Here is a 17786-nt window from a genome sequence, read left to right as displayed (position 1 = left end):
GCTTGAATTTCATACAGCGGATACGTTTCATAATCTTGAGAAGTCAGCGCCTGCTGCTGATTCGTTCTGATCATGTCAGCAAAGGTGTCCTCAGCCCCACTGCGGATACGTATTGGAATGGTGTTAATGAACAAGCCCACCATATTTTCGATCCCCGTAATATCAGCCGGACGACCAGACACTACACCGCCAAAAACAGCGTCGTCACTACCGTTGTACTTTTGGAGCAGCAAGCCCCAAGCTGTTTGCAGCAATGTATTCGGGGTCACATGGTGCTGCTTAGCCACCATTTCCATACGTCCGGTCAAGTCCTTGCCGAGATCGCACAGGATATGCTCAAATTGTGCACCGTCCGCTTTCACGCCTACTTTTCCGGTCGGAATCGAAGTTTGCTGATCATAGCCGAGCAAATAATCCTTCCAGTAGGAAGCTGCCGCTTCTACATCCTGTGCTTCAAGCCACTCAATATACTGACTGTATGGAGTCACGGGGGCAAGCTTCGGCTGTCTATGCTCCACGGCTGCAAAATAAGCCTCAAACACCTCATCCGTGACTAACGCCACACACCAGCCATCCATCAAGATGTGATGAGAGCTCCACACAAAATAATAATCCTCGTCGCCTGTTCGTAAAATCGCCACGCGCATCAACGCATCCCGGGATAAATCGAATCCGGCTGCCTTGTCCTTGCGAATAAATTCCTTCACATACGCGTCACGCTCCCGCTCATTCAGATGACGCAAATCTTCACATCTAAAACCAACATCCTTGCGGCGGAAAATGACCTGCACAGGCTCATCCTGCCAACCGCTGATGAAATTAGCTCTAAATATCTCATGCCGCTGCGCCAAATGATTCAAGCTATCTTGGAAAATATCCGCTTGGAAGCGTCCATGCAAATCAAAGGTCGTTTGTTCAAAATAAGCACCTGACTCTGCATCCATCAGACTATGGAACAACATGCCTTTTTGCATCGGCGTCAGCGCATAGACATCTTCCAGTTCCCCCATGTCACGAGTCCGTTCTACCAATTGATCCAGCTCGGCCATGGTTACATGTTTCAGCATGACATCGCTTGGCGTCAGCTCCTGCTGTTTGCGGCTTGTGCAATGCGTAATGATTTCCTGCAAACTGATTCTAAACTCTTCAGCTAGCTGCTCCATCGTTTCACGACGATATTCCTGCTTGCTGTAGCTGATCGTCAATTGCAGTTCGCCTTCCGAAATCAGTCCGTTCATATCCAGCGTGTGCGATCTGGCTGCATGGGCGCTAAGCTCTGCACCACTAGCGTAAGGAGATACGCCAATGGAATGATTTTGCATATCTTGGTCAAATTGTCCCAAATAGTTAAAGCTGATTTCAGGCTCGGTTACAAAACGCTCTTGCTCACGTGCTGCGGACAGGTATCTCAACATACCGTAGCCGATGCCCTTTTGCGGAATGCGGCGTAGTCCTTCTTTCACATGTTTGATGCGCTGTGAAAGGTCTTGCCCCACGTTCATATCCAGCACAACCGGGAATTGGGTCGTAAACCAACCCACGGTGCGCGTAATATCCAGTTCTGGCAAAATGGACTCCCGTCCATGACCTTCCAGGCTCACGAGCACTCGTTCCAAGCCCGCCCAGCGATGAATCGTCAGTCCCAATGCGGTAAGCAGCACATCATTCATCTCCGTGTTGTAGGCACGATGCGCTTGTTTTAACAGCTGCTCCGTTTCCTGAGCTGTCCACGTAACTGTAATGTTCTCGCTGTCCCTATTTAAGGAATGAGAAGGGGACTCGTCTTTTGGAAGCGGCTTATATACGCCTTGTTCCATTTCCTGCCAGAATGCGAGTTCTGCTGCCATGGCCGGACTGTTCGCATATTGAGACTGCCCATCCGCCCAGATGCGGAACGAATCCGTTTTGTGCGGAAGACGAGCCGCTTGTCCGTTCAATGCCTGCTCATAGGCGGTCGTAATATCCTCGAACAAAATGCGCCAAGATACGGTATCCACCACTAAGTGATGAATCGCCATCAGCAAATGATCTCCATCTGGGCAATGGAACAGCCCCAGCTTCACCAGCGGTCCTTCGCTTAAATGAATACCCGCCTGAATTTCATTCACTTTGGCCTCGATCGCCGCAGATACCTCAGACTCATTTCTGAAGTCGGCCCGATCCAGCGTATACAGCTCGCCCTCCCCAACCGCGCGGTTCCAAGCTTCATAACCGTGCTCTGTAGGACGGAAAATGATACGCAGTGCATCGTGATGGCTAACGATTTGATCCATCGCCGTGCGCAGGGCCGGTTCATCAAAACCATCCTTGCTATGCAGCATGATGGACTGGTTATGATGATGAGCATCCGTCAGGTTCTGCTCAAAGAACCATTGTTGAACGGGTGTCAGTTTCACAGCGCCCACCACTTCGCTCTGATCCGCCAATCGGGTCACCGATTGGACTTTCAGTGCCAAGGCAGACACGGTTGGATGACTGAACAGGTCTTTCATCTCCAGTCGATAACCTGCTTGCAGCAATCGGGAGGATACTTGCAAGGCCTTGATCGAATCGCCCCCCAGCTCGAAGAAGTTATCCTGCGTGCCTACCGCTTCCACGCCGAGTACTCCGGCCCATACCGCAGCCAGTACTTGCTCCACCGTGGTACGCGGTGCCACATAGGCTGCACCGGTATGAATACTTCCTTCCGGTTCCGGCAAGGCCTTGCGGTCGATTTTGCCGTTGCTCGTCAGGGGGATCGTCTCTAGTCGCATCAAACGTGCAGGCACCATGTGTGCTGGCAGTCCTGCTTCCAGCTCGGCCTGTACCTCCTCGATCCGCAGCTCGGCTTCTCCCGTGATGTATCCGCACAAGTACTTGTGTCCACGCTCATCCGTCCGATCGATGACTACCGCTTGACGCACGCCCGGCACCCGCTGGATCACCGTTTCAATCTCGCCCAGCTCGATCCGGTAGCCCCGGATTTTCACTTGATAATCCATCCGCCCGATAAAGTCTACATTGCCGTCCGGCATCCACCGCGCCAAATCGCCTGTGCGGTACAGTCGTTCACCTGGCACGAACGGATTGGCCACGAATTTCTCGGCTGTCAGGTCCGCACGATTCAGGTAGCCTCGTGCCACCCCGGCACCGCCAATGCACAGCTCGCCCAGTACGCCGATCGGCACCGGATTCAACTGGCTGTCCACAATGTAGAAGCGGGCGTTCAGCCACGCCTGGCCAATCGGCACATTGCCGCTATTTGGCAACTTCGACAGTTCTTCGTCGTAGAAGCTGGAGTCAATCGCAGCTTCCGTAACGCCGTAGCTGTTCATAATGCGGATATCCGCGCCAAATCGTTCCTGCAGCACCCGATAATCTGTCACGCTGCAGCTATCCGAGCTGGTGATCAGCAGTTCCAGACTGCTCATGTCCAGCCCCTGTTCATACACATGCTGCATAAACGGTACGATCAGGGCCGGGGTCGATTCAAACACCGTAATCTGATAGTCGCGAATCCAGCCATATAGACGGCTTGGGTCGATGCGATCATCTTTCGGACAGATAACCATCGTTCCGCCGTTATAGAACACCCGTGCGATATCCCCGACGAACACGTCGAAGGAGAAGCTCGCCAGTTGCAACAACCGTACCGGGAACTGGTTCAGACGGTAATCCCGGCGATAGGCCGCAGCCGTATTCACCAAACTGTGATGCTCAATCATGACGCCCTTCGGACGTCCCGTTGTACCGGAGGTGTAGATCACATACGCCAGATCCTGCGGTTCATTGATGTGATTGACGTCTGTGGTATCCCCGGTGTACAACGACTCATCGTCCAACGCCAGTACGGTATGCAGACGCAACCCCGTTGCCGGTTCGGATGTTGCTTCGCTGTCAGGTGGCGAATCTGCTGTTCCATTCAGGGTTCCATGGAGAGTACTCGATTCCATCGTATCAGCGCCAGCCGCTGTTTCCAACTCGCCCTCAGTCTGCCCTCCGGCCAAGGCCTGTCGGCTTTCTTCGAGCCATGCCTGTGCACGCTCCTGTAAGCCCGTTTGGGTCAACAGTACCGTCGCACCGCTGTCCTCCAGCATGAAACGAATACGTTCGGACGGATAGTCTGCATCCAGCGGCACATAGGCGCCTCCAGCTTTCCACACTGCCAACACGCCGACCAGCATGTCTACCGAACGTTCACTCAAAATGCCGACCATCGACTCGCGGCCAATACCTTTATTCCGCAATCTCCGCGCCAATTGGTTCGCACGCTCGTTCAGTGTGCGGTACGTAAGCTGCTGCTCTTCGTACACCACCGCCACGTGATCCGGTACAAGCTGCGCCTGTTCTTCCACATAGGTATGGAACAAGCCCCCTGCTTCAGCAGCAACATCCGATACTCCCACATCTCCAAAACCGTAGATGATTTGTGCCTTCTCCTCGACGGTTACCATCTCCAAAGCTGCCAGTGGCTGCTGCGGATGAAGGGTAATTGCACGTACGAGTTCGGTAAAATGCTGTGCCAATCGCGCGATGGTCTCAGCCTTGTACAGCGCCGTGCTGTATTCCAGACTGCACAGAATGCCTTCCGGCTGCTCCACTGCATCCAAGGTCAGATCAAATTTGGCCGTATGATTGTCCGTCGGATACGTTTTAAAGGTCAGACCCTCCAGCTCGAACTCCTGCTGTTCAAATGTTTTCAGCTCAAACATCGTGTCAAACAGCGCATTCCGGGTCGTATCCCGCGTTAAATTCAGCTTTTCTACCAGTTCTTCAAAAGGATATTCCTGATGCTCATAAGCACTGAGCGCATGCTCTTTGACCTCTTGCAGATAATCCAGGAACGTTTTGTCGCCAGACGGATAATTGCGGATCGCCAGCGTGTTGAGGAATACGCCTACCAAGCCCTCCAGTTCCGCATGCGGTCTTCCGGCAATCGGCGTGCCGACGATAATATCCTCCTGCCCCGAATATTTATGCAAGAGCGTGCTATATGCTGCTAGCAACACCATGTATAAGGTCGATCCCGTTTGCGCGGCCAGCTGTTTCAACTGCTCGCTGTCCTCCAAGCTGATCGCAAATTCCAATCGCGCTCCTTCCAGACGCTGCACGGCTGGTCTTGCAAAATCTGTTGGCATATCCAGTGCTGGAATGTCACCAGCCATCGTGTTCAGCCAGTAGCTTTCCTGCTCACGAAGACGTTCACTTTGCATATCGGCATGCTGCCAAACCGCATAGTCCTTGTACTGGATGCGCAGGGGCAGCAGTTCCTTGCCTTCATACAATTGAGAGAACTCCTGCACGATAATTCCTTCAGTCACGCCATCCGAAATAATATGGTGCATGTCATAGAGCATGACGTGACGCTCCGGTCCGGTTTCCACCAACTGAACCCGCAGCAACGGTGCTTGTGCGAGATCAAATGCACGTACAAAGTCCTGTGCGTACTGCTGGGTCTCTTCTTCGCTTGCCTGCACATGCTCCACGTTGAATGCAACGCCCGATTCAATCCGTTGAATCACCTCGCCATCCACCATGTCGAATCGGGTTCTCAGGGCTTCATGACGGGCAATCAGCTGGCGGAAGGCTTGCTCCAGTCGCGTTTTATCCAAGGAACCTTTAATGATCAAAGCGCCTGGCATATTGTAGCTAACCTCTCCGCCTTCCAAATGACTCAGCACGTACATCCGTTTTTGCGCCGAGGAAACCGGATAATATGCACGTTCCTCCGCAACAGGGATGGATACATACGTTTGCTGTGTCTGAACTTCTCCCATCACCTGCACCAGTTGCTCAATCGTCGGATATTGGAAAATATCTCGCAGCGCCAGCTTGTAATTCAGCTCCTGATGGATTTTCGCCATCAGTGTTGTCGCGCGCAGAGAATGTCCTCCGACTTCAAAGAAGTTATCCTGGATGCCTATCCGCGGGTGATTCAAAACGCTTTGCCAAATACGTACCAGTTGCTCTTCCAGCAGTGTGCGCGGTGCCACGTACGCTGTGCCTCCTTCAAGGCGCGCTTCCGGCGTAGGCAACGCTTTGCGGTCAATTTTCCCGTTTGGTGTCAGCGGGAATTGATCCAGTTGTACGACATATGTTGGGATCATATAACCCGGCAGCTTGGGCTGCAGCGTGCTGCGCAGCTCCGGCAGATTCAACGCTGCTGAGGCTACGACATACGCACACAAATCCTTGTCTCCGTCTTCGTTTTCCCAGGCGGTGACGATGGCTTTCTGAATGCCGTCCACGGTCAGCAGCTGTGCTTCCACCTCGCCCAGTTCAATCCGGAAGCCCCGGATTTTGACCTGATCATCCATCCGGCCGATAAAGTCCACATTGCCATCTGGCATCCACCGCGCCAAATCGCCTGTGCGGTACAATCGTTCACCCGGTACATATGGATTCGCTACGAATTTCTCGGCCGTCAGGTCTGCACGGTTCAGGTAGCCTCGTGCCACCCCGGCTCCGCCAATGCACAGTTCACCCAGTACACCAATCGGCACCGGATTCAGCTGGCTGTCCACGATGTAGAAGCGGGCGTTCAGCCACGCCTGACCAATCGGCACATTGCCGCTGCTTGGCAGCTTCGATAGATCTTCATCGTAGAAGCTGGAGTCGATTGCTGCTTCTGTGACGCCGTAGCTGTTCATAATGCGGATATCTGCGCCAAACCGTTCTTGCAGCACCCGATAATCCGTCACACTGCAGCTATCCGAGCTGGTGATCAGCAGTTCCAGACTGCTCATGTCCAGCCCCTGTTCATACACATACTGCATAAACGGTACGATCAGGGCCGGGGTCGATTCGAACACGGTAATCTGGTAATCGCGAATCCAGTCATACAAACGGCTAAAATCAATCCGGTCGTCTTTCGGACAAATAACCATCGTGCCGCCGTTATAGAGCGTCCGCGCGATATCCCCGACGAAGACGTCGAAGGAGAAGCTCGCCAGTTGCAGCAAACGTACCGGGAACTCGCTCAGACGGTAATCTCGGCGATACGCCGCAGCCGTATTCACCAAGCTGTGATGCTCAATCATGACACCCTTCGGACGTCCTGTTGTCCCGGACGTGTAAATGACATACGCCAGATCCTGCGGTTCGTTGATAGGCTCGATATCGGTGGTATCTCCGATGTACAGCGACTCATCGTCCAACGCCAGCACGGTATGCAGACGCAGCACTGTTGCCGGTTCGGATGCTGCTTCGCTGTCAGACTTCGAATCTGATTTCAAGCTTACGCCTTCACTAAGGCGGTCTCTTTCCATCGTTTCAGCGCTAACCGCCGTCTCCAGCTCACTCTCATTCTTTCCTTCGCCCAGAGCCCATTGGCTTTCCTCCAGCCAGACCTGCGCACGGTCCTGCAATCCTGTTTGGGTCAACAGTACCGTGGCGCCGCTGTCCTCCAGCATAAAGCGAATTCGTTCGGACGGATAATCCGCATCCAGCGGCACATAGGCGCCTCCTGCCTTCCACACTGCCAATACGCCGACCAGCATGTCGACCGAACGTTCACTCAAGATGCCAACCATCGACTCGCGGCCAACGCCTTCATTCCGCAATCTCCGCGCCAATTGGTTCGCGCGCTCGTTCAGTTTCCGGTACGTAAGTTGCTGCTCCTCGTATACCACCGCCACGCGATCCGGCACAAGCTGCGCCTGTTCTTCCACATAGGTGTGGAATAAGGCTCCTGCTTCAGCAGCAGCAACATCCGATACCCCCACATTTCCAAAACCATAGATGATTTGTGCTTTTTCCTCGGCAGGTACCATATCCAAAACTGCCAGTGGCTGTTGTGGATGCAGTGTAATTGCACGTACGAGTTCGGTAAAATGCTGTGCCAATCGCACAATCGTCTCAGGCTTATACAGCGCCGTGCTGTATTCCAGACGGCACAGAATGCCTTCTGGCTGCTCTATTGCATCCAAGCTCAGATCAAATTTGGCCGTATGATTTTCCAGCGGATACGAATGTAAGGTCAGACCTTCCAGCTGCAACTCCTGCTGCTCCAATGTTTTCAACTCAAACATCGTGTCAAACAGCGCATTTCGGCTCGTATCCCGCGTCAAATTCAGCTTTTCAACCAACTCTTCAAAAGGATAGTCCTGATGCTCATAAGCACTGAGCGCATGCTCCTTCACCTCTTGCAGATAATCCAGGAACGATTGGTCGCCAGACGGATAATTGCGGATTGCCAGCGTGTTGATGAAGACACCTACCAGGCTCTCCAGTTCCGCATGCGGTCTTCCTGCAATCGGCGTTCCAACTACGATATCTTCTTGGCCTGTGTATTTATGCAAGAGCGTAGTGTACGCCGCCAGCAGCACCATATACAAGGTTGCGCCTGTTTGCGAAGCCAGTTCTTTCAGGCGTTCGCTAACTTCACGCTCCAGTCCGAATTCGATCGTATCCCCTGCCGTACTCTGCACCGCCGGACGGGCAAAGTCGGTTGACAAATCCAGCACAGGCACGCCGCCCCGGAAGGTACCCAGCCAGTACGCTTCCTGACGCTGCATCCACTCCTGATGGGCTTCGCTTTGCTGCCATACCGCATAATCTTTGTACTGAATCCGCAATGGCGATAGCTCTTCACTGCCATACAAGCGGACAAATTCATCGGTCAGTACCTCCATCGACACACCATCCGAAACGATATGGTGCATGTCGAGCATGAGCAGATGCTGGGATTCCTGCTTTGCTCCTTGTGCGCCCAGATCCACCAAGCCTACCCGCAGCAGCGGCGCAGCTTTCAGATCGAACGGACGGACAAACTGTCGTACCCGTTCTTGTGCTTCCTGGCTGACCGTCGTGTCCGTAGCTGTATCCAAATCTGTAGATGTGTCCTGATCTGTATCCGTAGTTGCACGCTCTGCTTGTACCTTCGTATATTCCACTTTGAACGGCACGGTGTCCTCAACCCATTGCATCGGCTCATTGTCCACCAGTTCAAAGCGGGTACGCAAGGTCGCATGGCGGGCGATCAATTGACGGAATACGTCTTCCACTCGTTTCACATCCAGCGGACCACTCACTTGCAGCACCGACGGCATGTTGTAGTTCACATCACTTGGATCAAACTGATGCAGCACATACAGTCGTTTTTGCGCCGAGGATAACGGGTAGAAGCTGCTTTCTTCCGTTACCGGAATGGACGCATAGGTTACTTGATCCAGACTTTCTAACACCGTTGCCAGTTGCTCAATCGTTGGTGCTTCAAAAATACTGCGTAGTGGAAGCGGCTTGTTCAGCTCCTTGTGAATCTTCGAGGCCAGTGTCGTCGCCCGCAGCGAATGTCCGCCAATCTCGAAGAAGTTTTCCTTCACACCGACCTGCGTGAGGCCCAGCACATCCTGCCAAATGTGTGCCAGTTTCACTTCCACCCACGTCCGCGGTGCGACATAATCGGCTCCGGTTTGCAGGCTGACTTCCGGTGCTGGCAGGGCTTTGCGGTCGATTTTGCCATTCGGAGTTAACGGCATCTGCTCCAGCTGAACAAAGTACGATGGCACCATGTAGCTTGGCAGCTCTCGGCCCAGCTCACTTCTTAGCTCACTGGCACCCAGCTCTTGCCCCGCGACATAGTACGCTACCATTTGTTTTTGTCCCGTTTCATCCGCACGCGCCGTGACCACGGCTTCTCGTACCGATTCCACTTGGAGCAGCTGCGATTCGACCTCGCCCAGCTCAATCCGGTACCCCCGGATTTTCACCTGATGGTCGATCCGGCCCAGATATTCAATGTTGCCGTCTGCCATCCATCTCGCCAAATCGCCTGTACGGTACATCCGTCCATAGTCTGCTTCCCCGCCGGCAAACGGATCGGCTACGAATTTCTCTGCCGTCAGCTCCGGACGGTTCAGATAGCCTCGGGCTACGCCGACACCGCCGATGCACAGTTCACCCGCAACCCCAATCGGCTGCAATTGCTCCGTGCCTTCCTTCACAATGTACAGACGAATATTCTGAATCGGTTTCCCGATCGGAATAACTCCATATTCCTCATCCGGCTCGCAATCAAAGTACGATACGTCCACCGTCGCTTCGGTTGGACCGTACAGGTTGATCAGTTTCGCTCCAGCCAGGCTCGACACAAGCCGCTGGAACCGGGCCACATGCTGTGGTGGCAACGCTTCGCCGCTGGCAAAGACATGGCGCAGCGTGCCCAGCTTCGCTTGCATCACTTCTCGTGGCTGCTGCTCCACATACTCCAGGAACGCATGCAGCATCGCAGGTACAAAGTGCATTGTGCTCACGCCATCGCGGGCAATCGTGTCGACGATGTCTTCCGGGTTCTTTTCCCCGCCAACGGACAACAGACTCACCTTCGAGCCGACCAGCGACCACCAGAACAACTCCCACACCGACACGTCAAAGGTGAAGGCGGTCTTTTGCAGAACCGTATCGTTTGAACTCAAGCCGTAACGATCGTGCATCCACAAAATCCGATTTAGCACAGAATGGTGCTCCACCATCACGCCCTTCGGTTTCCCGGTGGAGCCGGAGGTATAGATGACATAGGCTACATGGTGCGGTCCGGCCAGTGGCTCCAGATTCGAACCGTCTTTGTGGTAAATGTCTTGGCCATCCTGCTCATGACGATCCAGCACCAGCACCTGGCCGTCGAAGCTCCGTGACGCTTGCTCCGTCAGATGCGATTGCGTCAGCACCAGCTTCGCTTCCGAGTCCTCCAGCATAAAGCGGATGCGATCCGCCGGATATTCTGGATCAATGGGTACGTAGGCTCCGCCTGCTTTGAGGATCGCATAAATGCCGACGATCATGTCCAGCGAACGGTGAACCAGTATGCCTACAGGCTGATCCGGCTTAACACCTTCCGCACGCAGCGTCCGAGCTAAACGGTTCGCGCGCTCATTCAACTCCGCGTAGGTCAACGATTCCGCTCCGCACAACACTGCCACCTGATCCGGTGTATCCGCGGCCTGCTGCTCAAACAATGCGCTTAGCGTTTGATCTTGCGGATAGACTACCGCCGTATCCCCCCAGACCTGAACGAGCTGTGCCTGTTCTTCTGGTGTCACCAATTCCAGCTCATTCACACAGATATGTGGATTGTCGATAATTTGCTCGATAACATGCAGTACATGTCCCTGCATACGCTCTATCGTAGACCGATCGTATACATTGGCGTTATATCTGAACATGATGCGGAAGGTTTCGTCTGGCATCACAATCAAGTCCAGATCATAATTCGTTTGCTCGACAACCTCTACATTCGTAATTTCAAAAGCGGACGGACGAACTTCACCCAGCTGCTCAACTTGCTCCTCTAGCGGATAATTCTCAAATACCATAATGTGGTTAATCAAGTTCTGTTTCTGCTCGGTCAATGCCTGAATCTCATATAGCGGGAAGCTGTCATAGGCTCCCGAGGCCAGTGCCTGTTCCTGCGTTTTCCGCATCACTTCCACAAAAGTGGCATTCCGTTCACTTTGAATCCGCACCGGGATCGTATTAATGAACAAACCAATCATATGCTCTACGCCAGCAATATCCGTCGGACGTCCAGATACGACACTACCGAAAATAACATCCTCGTTGTTGTTATATTTCTGCAAAATAAGGCCCCACACGCTCTGCATCAGCGTATTAATCGTGACCTGTTGCTGCTTCGCGATCCGGTGTATGGCTTCGCTCCACGCTGGGTCCAGATCTACCGTTATTTTTTCAGAAACATACTCGCTGGTTTCACTTGCTGTAGTGGATACCGTATTAGCCGCTTGGTCTTTCGATAAAGTATCCGATCCAGGTAACAACGTCTGCTGTTCAAAGCCCGCCAAATAGCTGCTCCAGTACTCTTTTGCCGCACGTTCATCCTGACGCTCTAGCCATTCGATATATTGGCCATACGGTGTAATCGCTGCAAACTCCGGTTGCTTCTGCTCCAGCAGCGCAAAGTACGTACCAAACACTTCACCCGTAACGAGCGATAAGCACCAGCCATCCATGACAATATGATGGAAGCTCCATACCAAATGATACGTTTCTTCATGGGTCTGCAATACCTGTACGCGCATGAGTGCATCCGTACCAAGATTAAAGCCCCTAGCTTGGTCCTCTAGCTTAAACGCCTGGATATACGCCTGTTGCTCCGCTTCCTGCATTTCCCGTATATCCTGGAAGGAAAGGTCGCTATCTTTATGACGGAACACGATCTGCAATGGCTCCTGACTGTGTCCTGTCTCAAACATATGGAAATTCGTTCGCAGCGCTTCATGACGCTGTGTCAGTACATCCAGACTCTTGCGGAAAATTTCAACATCAAAGCTGCCTTTTTGATCAAACGACGCTTGCTGGAAGTAGGCACCTGACTCCGGCTCCATTAGATTATGGAACAGCATCCCCTTCTGCATAGGCGAGAGAGCATACACATTTTCCAGCTCGCCCACAGAAGCTGTTTGCTCCGTCAATTGCTCCAGTTGCCCAAGCGTCAAGCCCTTGAACAATACATCGCTTGGTGTTAGCTCACTCCGCTCTTTGGAGGCACAATGAGCGATCACTTCCTGCAAGCTTTCCTGCAGCAACTGCGCAAATTTTTCTACATTTTGCTGATGATATACCTTACTGTCATAGCGAATGTCCAGTGTCAGCGCGCCCGCTGTAATCATTCCGTTCACATTCAGCGGATGCTCCAGAACGGTATGGTCACTCATCGGCTCTCCACCTGGATGTGAAGACAGCGTGATATCCCCATTTTCCAAGTCCTGATCAAATTGTCCCAAATAGTTAAAGCTAATTTCAGGCTGCAGGGTCCAGGAAGGATGGGCATCATGCTGAGACATATATTTCAAAATGCCGTAGCCAATGCCCTTATGCGGCACATGCCGCAGATCTTCCTTCACCCGCTTGATTCGCTGTCCGACTGCTGCCTTTCCGTCCACATCCAGCAGCACCGGATATTGGCTTGTAAACCAGCCCACGGTACGGGTGATGTCGATATCTGGAACAATGGCTTCCCGGCCATGTCCCTCCAGATTGACCAGCACGCGCTCCTGTCCGCTCCAGTTATATACCGCTGTGCCGAGTGCGGTTAACAGCAGATCATTGACCTCGGTGTGGTACGCACGGTGTGCTTCCTGAAGCAGCAGTCGTGTTTCCTGTTCGCTCCAAGCCACGGTCACCGTCGCAGTGTCTCTGATTAGAGAATGTTGTCCCTCCGCTCTCTCTTGATCCTTAGGCAACGATGCGACTTCCATTTGAGCGAGATGCTGCCAATATTCACGTTCATTTTTGATGGTCGGACTATTCGCATATTGTGATAAGCGCTCTGCCCAAGCGGAGAAAGCGTCCGTTTTATAAGGCAGGCGAATCGCTTCTCCTCGAACGGCCTGCTCATATCCCGTGGCAAAATCCTCAAACACAATCCGCCACGAAATCCCGTCTATGACCAAATGGTGAATGGCAATCAGTAGATGATCTCCATCCATGCAGCGGAAAAGTCCCAGCTTCACCAGCGGTCCTTCGTCCAGACGAATGGAACTTTGGATGGCATTGGCTTTCGTTTCAATCGCCATCACCACATCTGTCGCGTCTTCGAGGCCCATCAGATCTACAACATCCAGACTGTACAGCTGGCCTTCGTTCAGACCGCGATTCCACGCTTCATAGCCCTGTTCGGTCTGACGGAAGATCATACGCAAAGCATCATGATGCTCAGTTACCTTGGTCACCGTTTGATGCAATGCGGCTTCATCGAAGCCTTGTGCTCTATACAGCATCACTGACTGGTTGAAATAATACGGCTCTGCTGAGGATTGTCCAAAGAACCATTGTTGAATCGGAGTCAGCTTGACGCTTCCCGAAACCACACGCTGATCGGCTGTACGGCTGACCTTGTGTACATGACCGCTCAGCAGCGAAATGGAAGGATATTGGAACAAATCCTTCATGTCCAGCTTGTAGCCCGCTTGCAGCAAACGGGAGGATACCTGGATTGCCTTGATCGAATCGCCGCCCAGATCAAAGAAATTATCCAAAATTCCGACTCTCTTTGCTCCTAATACAGCCTGCCAAATGGACACTAACGTCTGCTCCAGCGCTGTGCGCGGCTCTACATAATCCGCTCCGCTTTGCAGGCTGCCTTCTGGTGCCGGCAGGGCCTTGCGGTCGATTTTACCGTTCGGTGTCAGTGGCATCTGCTCCAGCTGGATGAAATACGAAGGCACCATGTAGTTTGGTAGCTCCTCGCCCAGTAAACTGCGTAGCTCCCCAGCGCTTACTTCCCGTTCAGCAACATAGTACGCCACCAGTTGGTTTTGTCCCTGCTCGTCCGCTTGTGCCAGTACGATGACCTCTTGCACGTCTTCCACTTTCAAAATTTGTGCCTCGACCTCGCCCAACTCGATCCGGTAGCCCCGGATTTTCACCTGATGGTCGATCCGGCCCAAATATTCGATGTTGCCGTCTGGCATCCATCTCGCCAAGTCACCCGTACGGTACATTCGTTCATAGCCGGCTTCCCCAGCCGCAAACGGGTTCGATACAAATTTCTCAGCCGTCAGCTCTGGACGATCTAGATAACCCCGAGCCAGACCCGGACCGGACACGCACAGCTCACCCGCGACGCCTACCGGAGCCAAATGTCCATGCACATCCAGCATGTATACCCGATGATTCGGCACAGGACGTCCGATGGAAATCAGTTGTCCGGCTCTCTCATCCTCGGATACGGGCCAGATGGACGTCGCCACTGAGTTTTCAGTTGGACCGTAGCCGTTGTAGTACGCCACCTGATCCTTCCACTTGTACACCAATTCTGTTGAAGATGCTGAACCCGCCGTAAACAAAATACGCAGGTTTGGCATCCGTTCTGGCTCCAGATAGACCGCATAGGTCGGCGGCAAAGCTGCTACCGTGATTTGGTGATTCGCCATATATTGCTCAAACCGCTCGTAGTTCAAAATCGTCTCTGACGTTGGTACATACAGTGTGGCTCCACAGAACAGTGCCTGGAAGATTTCCCAGCAAGCCGCATCGAACGAATAGCTGGCGAACAGCAACGCATGATCCGACGTACGGATCTTGAGTGTCTGATCAAAATACGTTTTCAGATTGCATAGCCCGTGGTGCTCCAGCATCACGCCCTTCGGCTGCCCCGTTGTACCCGACGTATAAATGACATACGCCAAATCGTTTGGACCGGACCACGGCTCCAAATTGGAATCATCCTCGTGGTACACCGTTTGCTCCCCATCCAGCACCAGCACATGACCGTCGATAGCGGCTTTGTCTACCAGATGGCTTTGCGTTAACAGCAGCTTCGCTCCTGAGTCGTCCAGCATGTAGCGGATACGCTCCTCTGGATACGTCGGATCAATAGGGACATATGCACCCCCGGCCTTCAAAATCCCGAAGATACCTACGATCATGTCCACCGAACGCTCAGTCATCAGACCCACCAAACGATCTTTCGTCACGCCTTGACTGCGCAAGGTACGAGCTAATCGATTGGCGCGTGCATTCAGCTCGCGATAAGTCAGCTGCTCTCCTTCAAAGAACAAGGCTGTCTGCTCCGGCGTCTGCGCAGTTTGCGCCTCGAACAAGCCATGGATCGTTTGCTCGCTTGGATACTCGGTCGCCGTATCTCCCCATACGCTGAGAATTTGCTCACGCTCCTGCGTGGTTACCATATCCAGTTCATGTACCCGAATGTCTGGTTTCGCTGTCACCTGTTCCAGCAGCTGTACCAGATGACCTCGAATTTGCTCTACACTTTCCCGTTCAAAGGCCAAGGCATTATACCCAAAGCTCATGTGAATGGTGTTCCCTGGCAGTACCACCAGGTTAAAGTCATAGTTGGTCTGCTCGACAGACTCGGCTCCGGTGATACTGAAGCTGGACTCATTACCGTTGCCTAATTGCTCCAATTGTTCCTCTACCGGATAGTTCTCAAAAATAAGAATATGATTGATCAAATCCTGCTTAAGCTCCGACAACCCCTGAATTTCATACAACGGGTACGTATCATAGGCATGGGAAGCAATGGATTGCTCTTGGGTTTGCTTCATCACGTCTGAGAATAAGCTGTCCACTTGACTGCGGATACGCACCGGAATCGTATTGATAAACAGACCAATGATGTGCTCCACATTCGGAATGTCTGCCGGACGTCCAGATACCACGCTGCCAAACACCACATCATCTGTGCCATTATATTTTTGCAGCAACAGGCCCCAAACGGTCTGCATCAACGTATTGATCGTTACCTGATAACGCTTGGCTACGCGCTGAATGCCTGCCGTTAGATCCGCGCCCAAGTCAAAATCCAGACGCTCCGCCTGATATTCCGTTTTGCCCTGCATTTTAGCCTGTGGCAGGCGGGACTGTTCCTCATATCCTTCCAGAACCTTGCTCCAGTAACTTGATGCGGCCTGACGATCCTGCTGTTCCAGCCATTCGATATATTGACTGTACGGCGTTACAGGGGCCAGTTCAGGCTGCTTATGAGCCAGTATCGCAAAATAACTCGCAAACACTTCGCCTGTCACCAGCGACAAGCACCAGCCGTCCATCACGATATGATGGAAGCTCCATACAAAACGGTACGCATCCTCACCTGTGCGCAAAACAGCCACACGCATCAAAGCATCTTGCGCCAGATCAAAGCCTCTTTGCTTGTCTTTACGCGTATATTCGAGGATGTAATCGTTTTGCCGCTCTTGCTCCATATCCCGCAAATCCTCTACATACAGTTCGCTGCGCTTATTCCGATACACGACCTGAAGCGGTTCATCTTTCCAGCCGCTGTAGAAGTTCGTGCGTAGTACCGTATGCCGCTGCACCAATACATCCAAACTTGCCGCAAACGCATCAATATTAAAATGTCCTTGCAGATCAAAAGATGCCTGCTCAAAATAAGCTCCTGATTGCGAATCCATCAGATTGTAAAAGAGCATCCCCTTTTGCATCGGCGTCAGCGCGTATACATTTTCCAGCTCACCGGTATGTGCCGCCTGTTCCGCGATTTGTTCCAGCTCTCCAGTCGTCAGACCTTTGAAGGACACATCACTCGGCGTCAGCTCCGGCTGTTCCTGAGCGACACAATGCGTAATCACCTCTTGCAAAGCGGATTGCAGCAGTCCTGCCACACGTTCCAGCGTTTCTTGGCGATACTGCTTACGGCTGTAAGCGATCGTCAAGCGCAGCGTGCCTTCCGAGATCATTGCATTCAAATCCAGCGTATATTGCAGCGGTGAATGGGCATCCTCTGTCTCCCCTGCGCTATAGGATGACCATGTGATTCCACTGTTTTGCACATCCTGATCGACCTGTCCCAAGTAGTTAAAGCTGATTTCCGGTTCTTCTGCACTCGCCTGCGCTTCACCTGATGCAGACGCAGGAGATAAGTAGCGCCATGTGCCATAGGTCAGCCCTTTATGCGGAATGCGGCGCAGACCTTCCTTCGTTTCTTTGATGTGCTGTGCCAGTGTCATTCCCTTGCCCATTTCCAGCAGCACCGGATACAAGCTCGTAAACCAGCCTACTGTACGTGTAATATCCACCTCTGGCAGGATTGCTTCCCGGCCATGTCCCTCCAGATTCACCAGCACCTGTCCGGCGCCTGTCCAGTTGTGCATCGCCAATCCTAACGCGGTCAATAGCAAATCATTGACCTCGGTGTTATAAGCGCGATGGGCCTGCTTTAGCAGTTGCTGGGTTTCAGCCTCGGTCCACTCCACCGTCAGCACTTCGCTGTCTGCATTCAAGGAGCCTTCGTAGGCGAAATCCTTAGGTAGCGCTGCCGCTTTCGCTTTGGCCTGTTCCAGCTGCTGCCAGTAGGCTTCATCCGA

General features: G+C 52.8%; 1 protein-coding gene. It reads right to left on the bottom strand.

Translation table 11 applies throughout. The features are described from left to right. Positions 1-17786: non-ribosomal peptide synthase/polyketide synthase (locus ACL9RM_RS25920; protein ID WP_414126675.1), on the bottom strand; the 17786-nt coding region annotated here is incomplete at both ends.

This window comes from Paenibacillus sp. S29, from assembly GCF_049319765.1.
Classification (GTDB): domain Bacteria; phylum Bacillota; class Bacilli; order Paenibacillales; family Paenibacillaceae; genus Paenibacillus; species Paenibacillus polymyxa_B.
The sequence above is the reverse complement of the archived record's forward strand: the minus strand, read 5'-3'. Positions and strand labels throughout refer to the sequence as shown.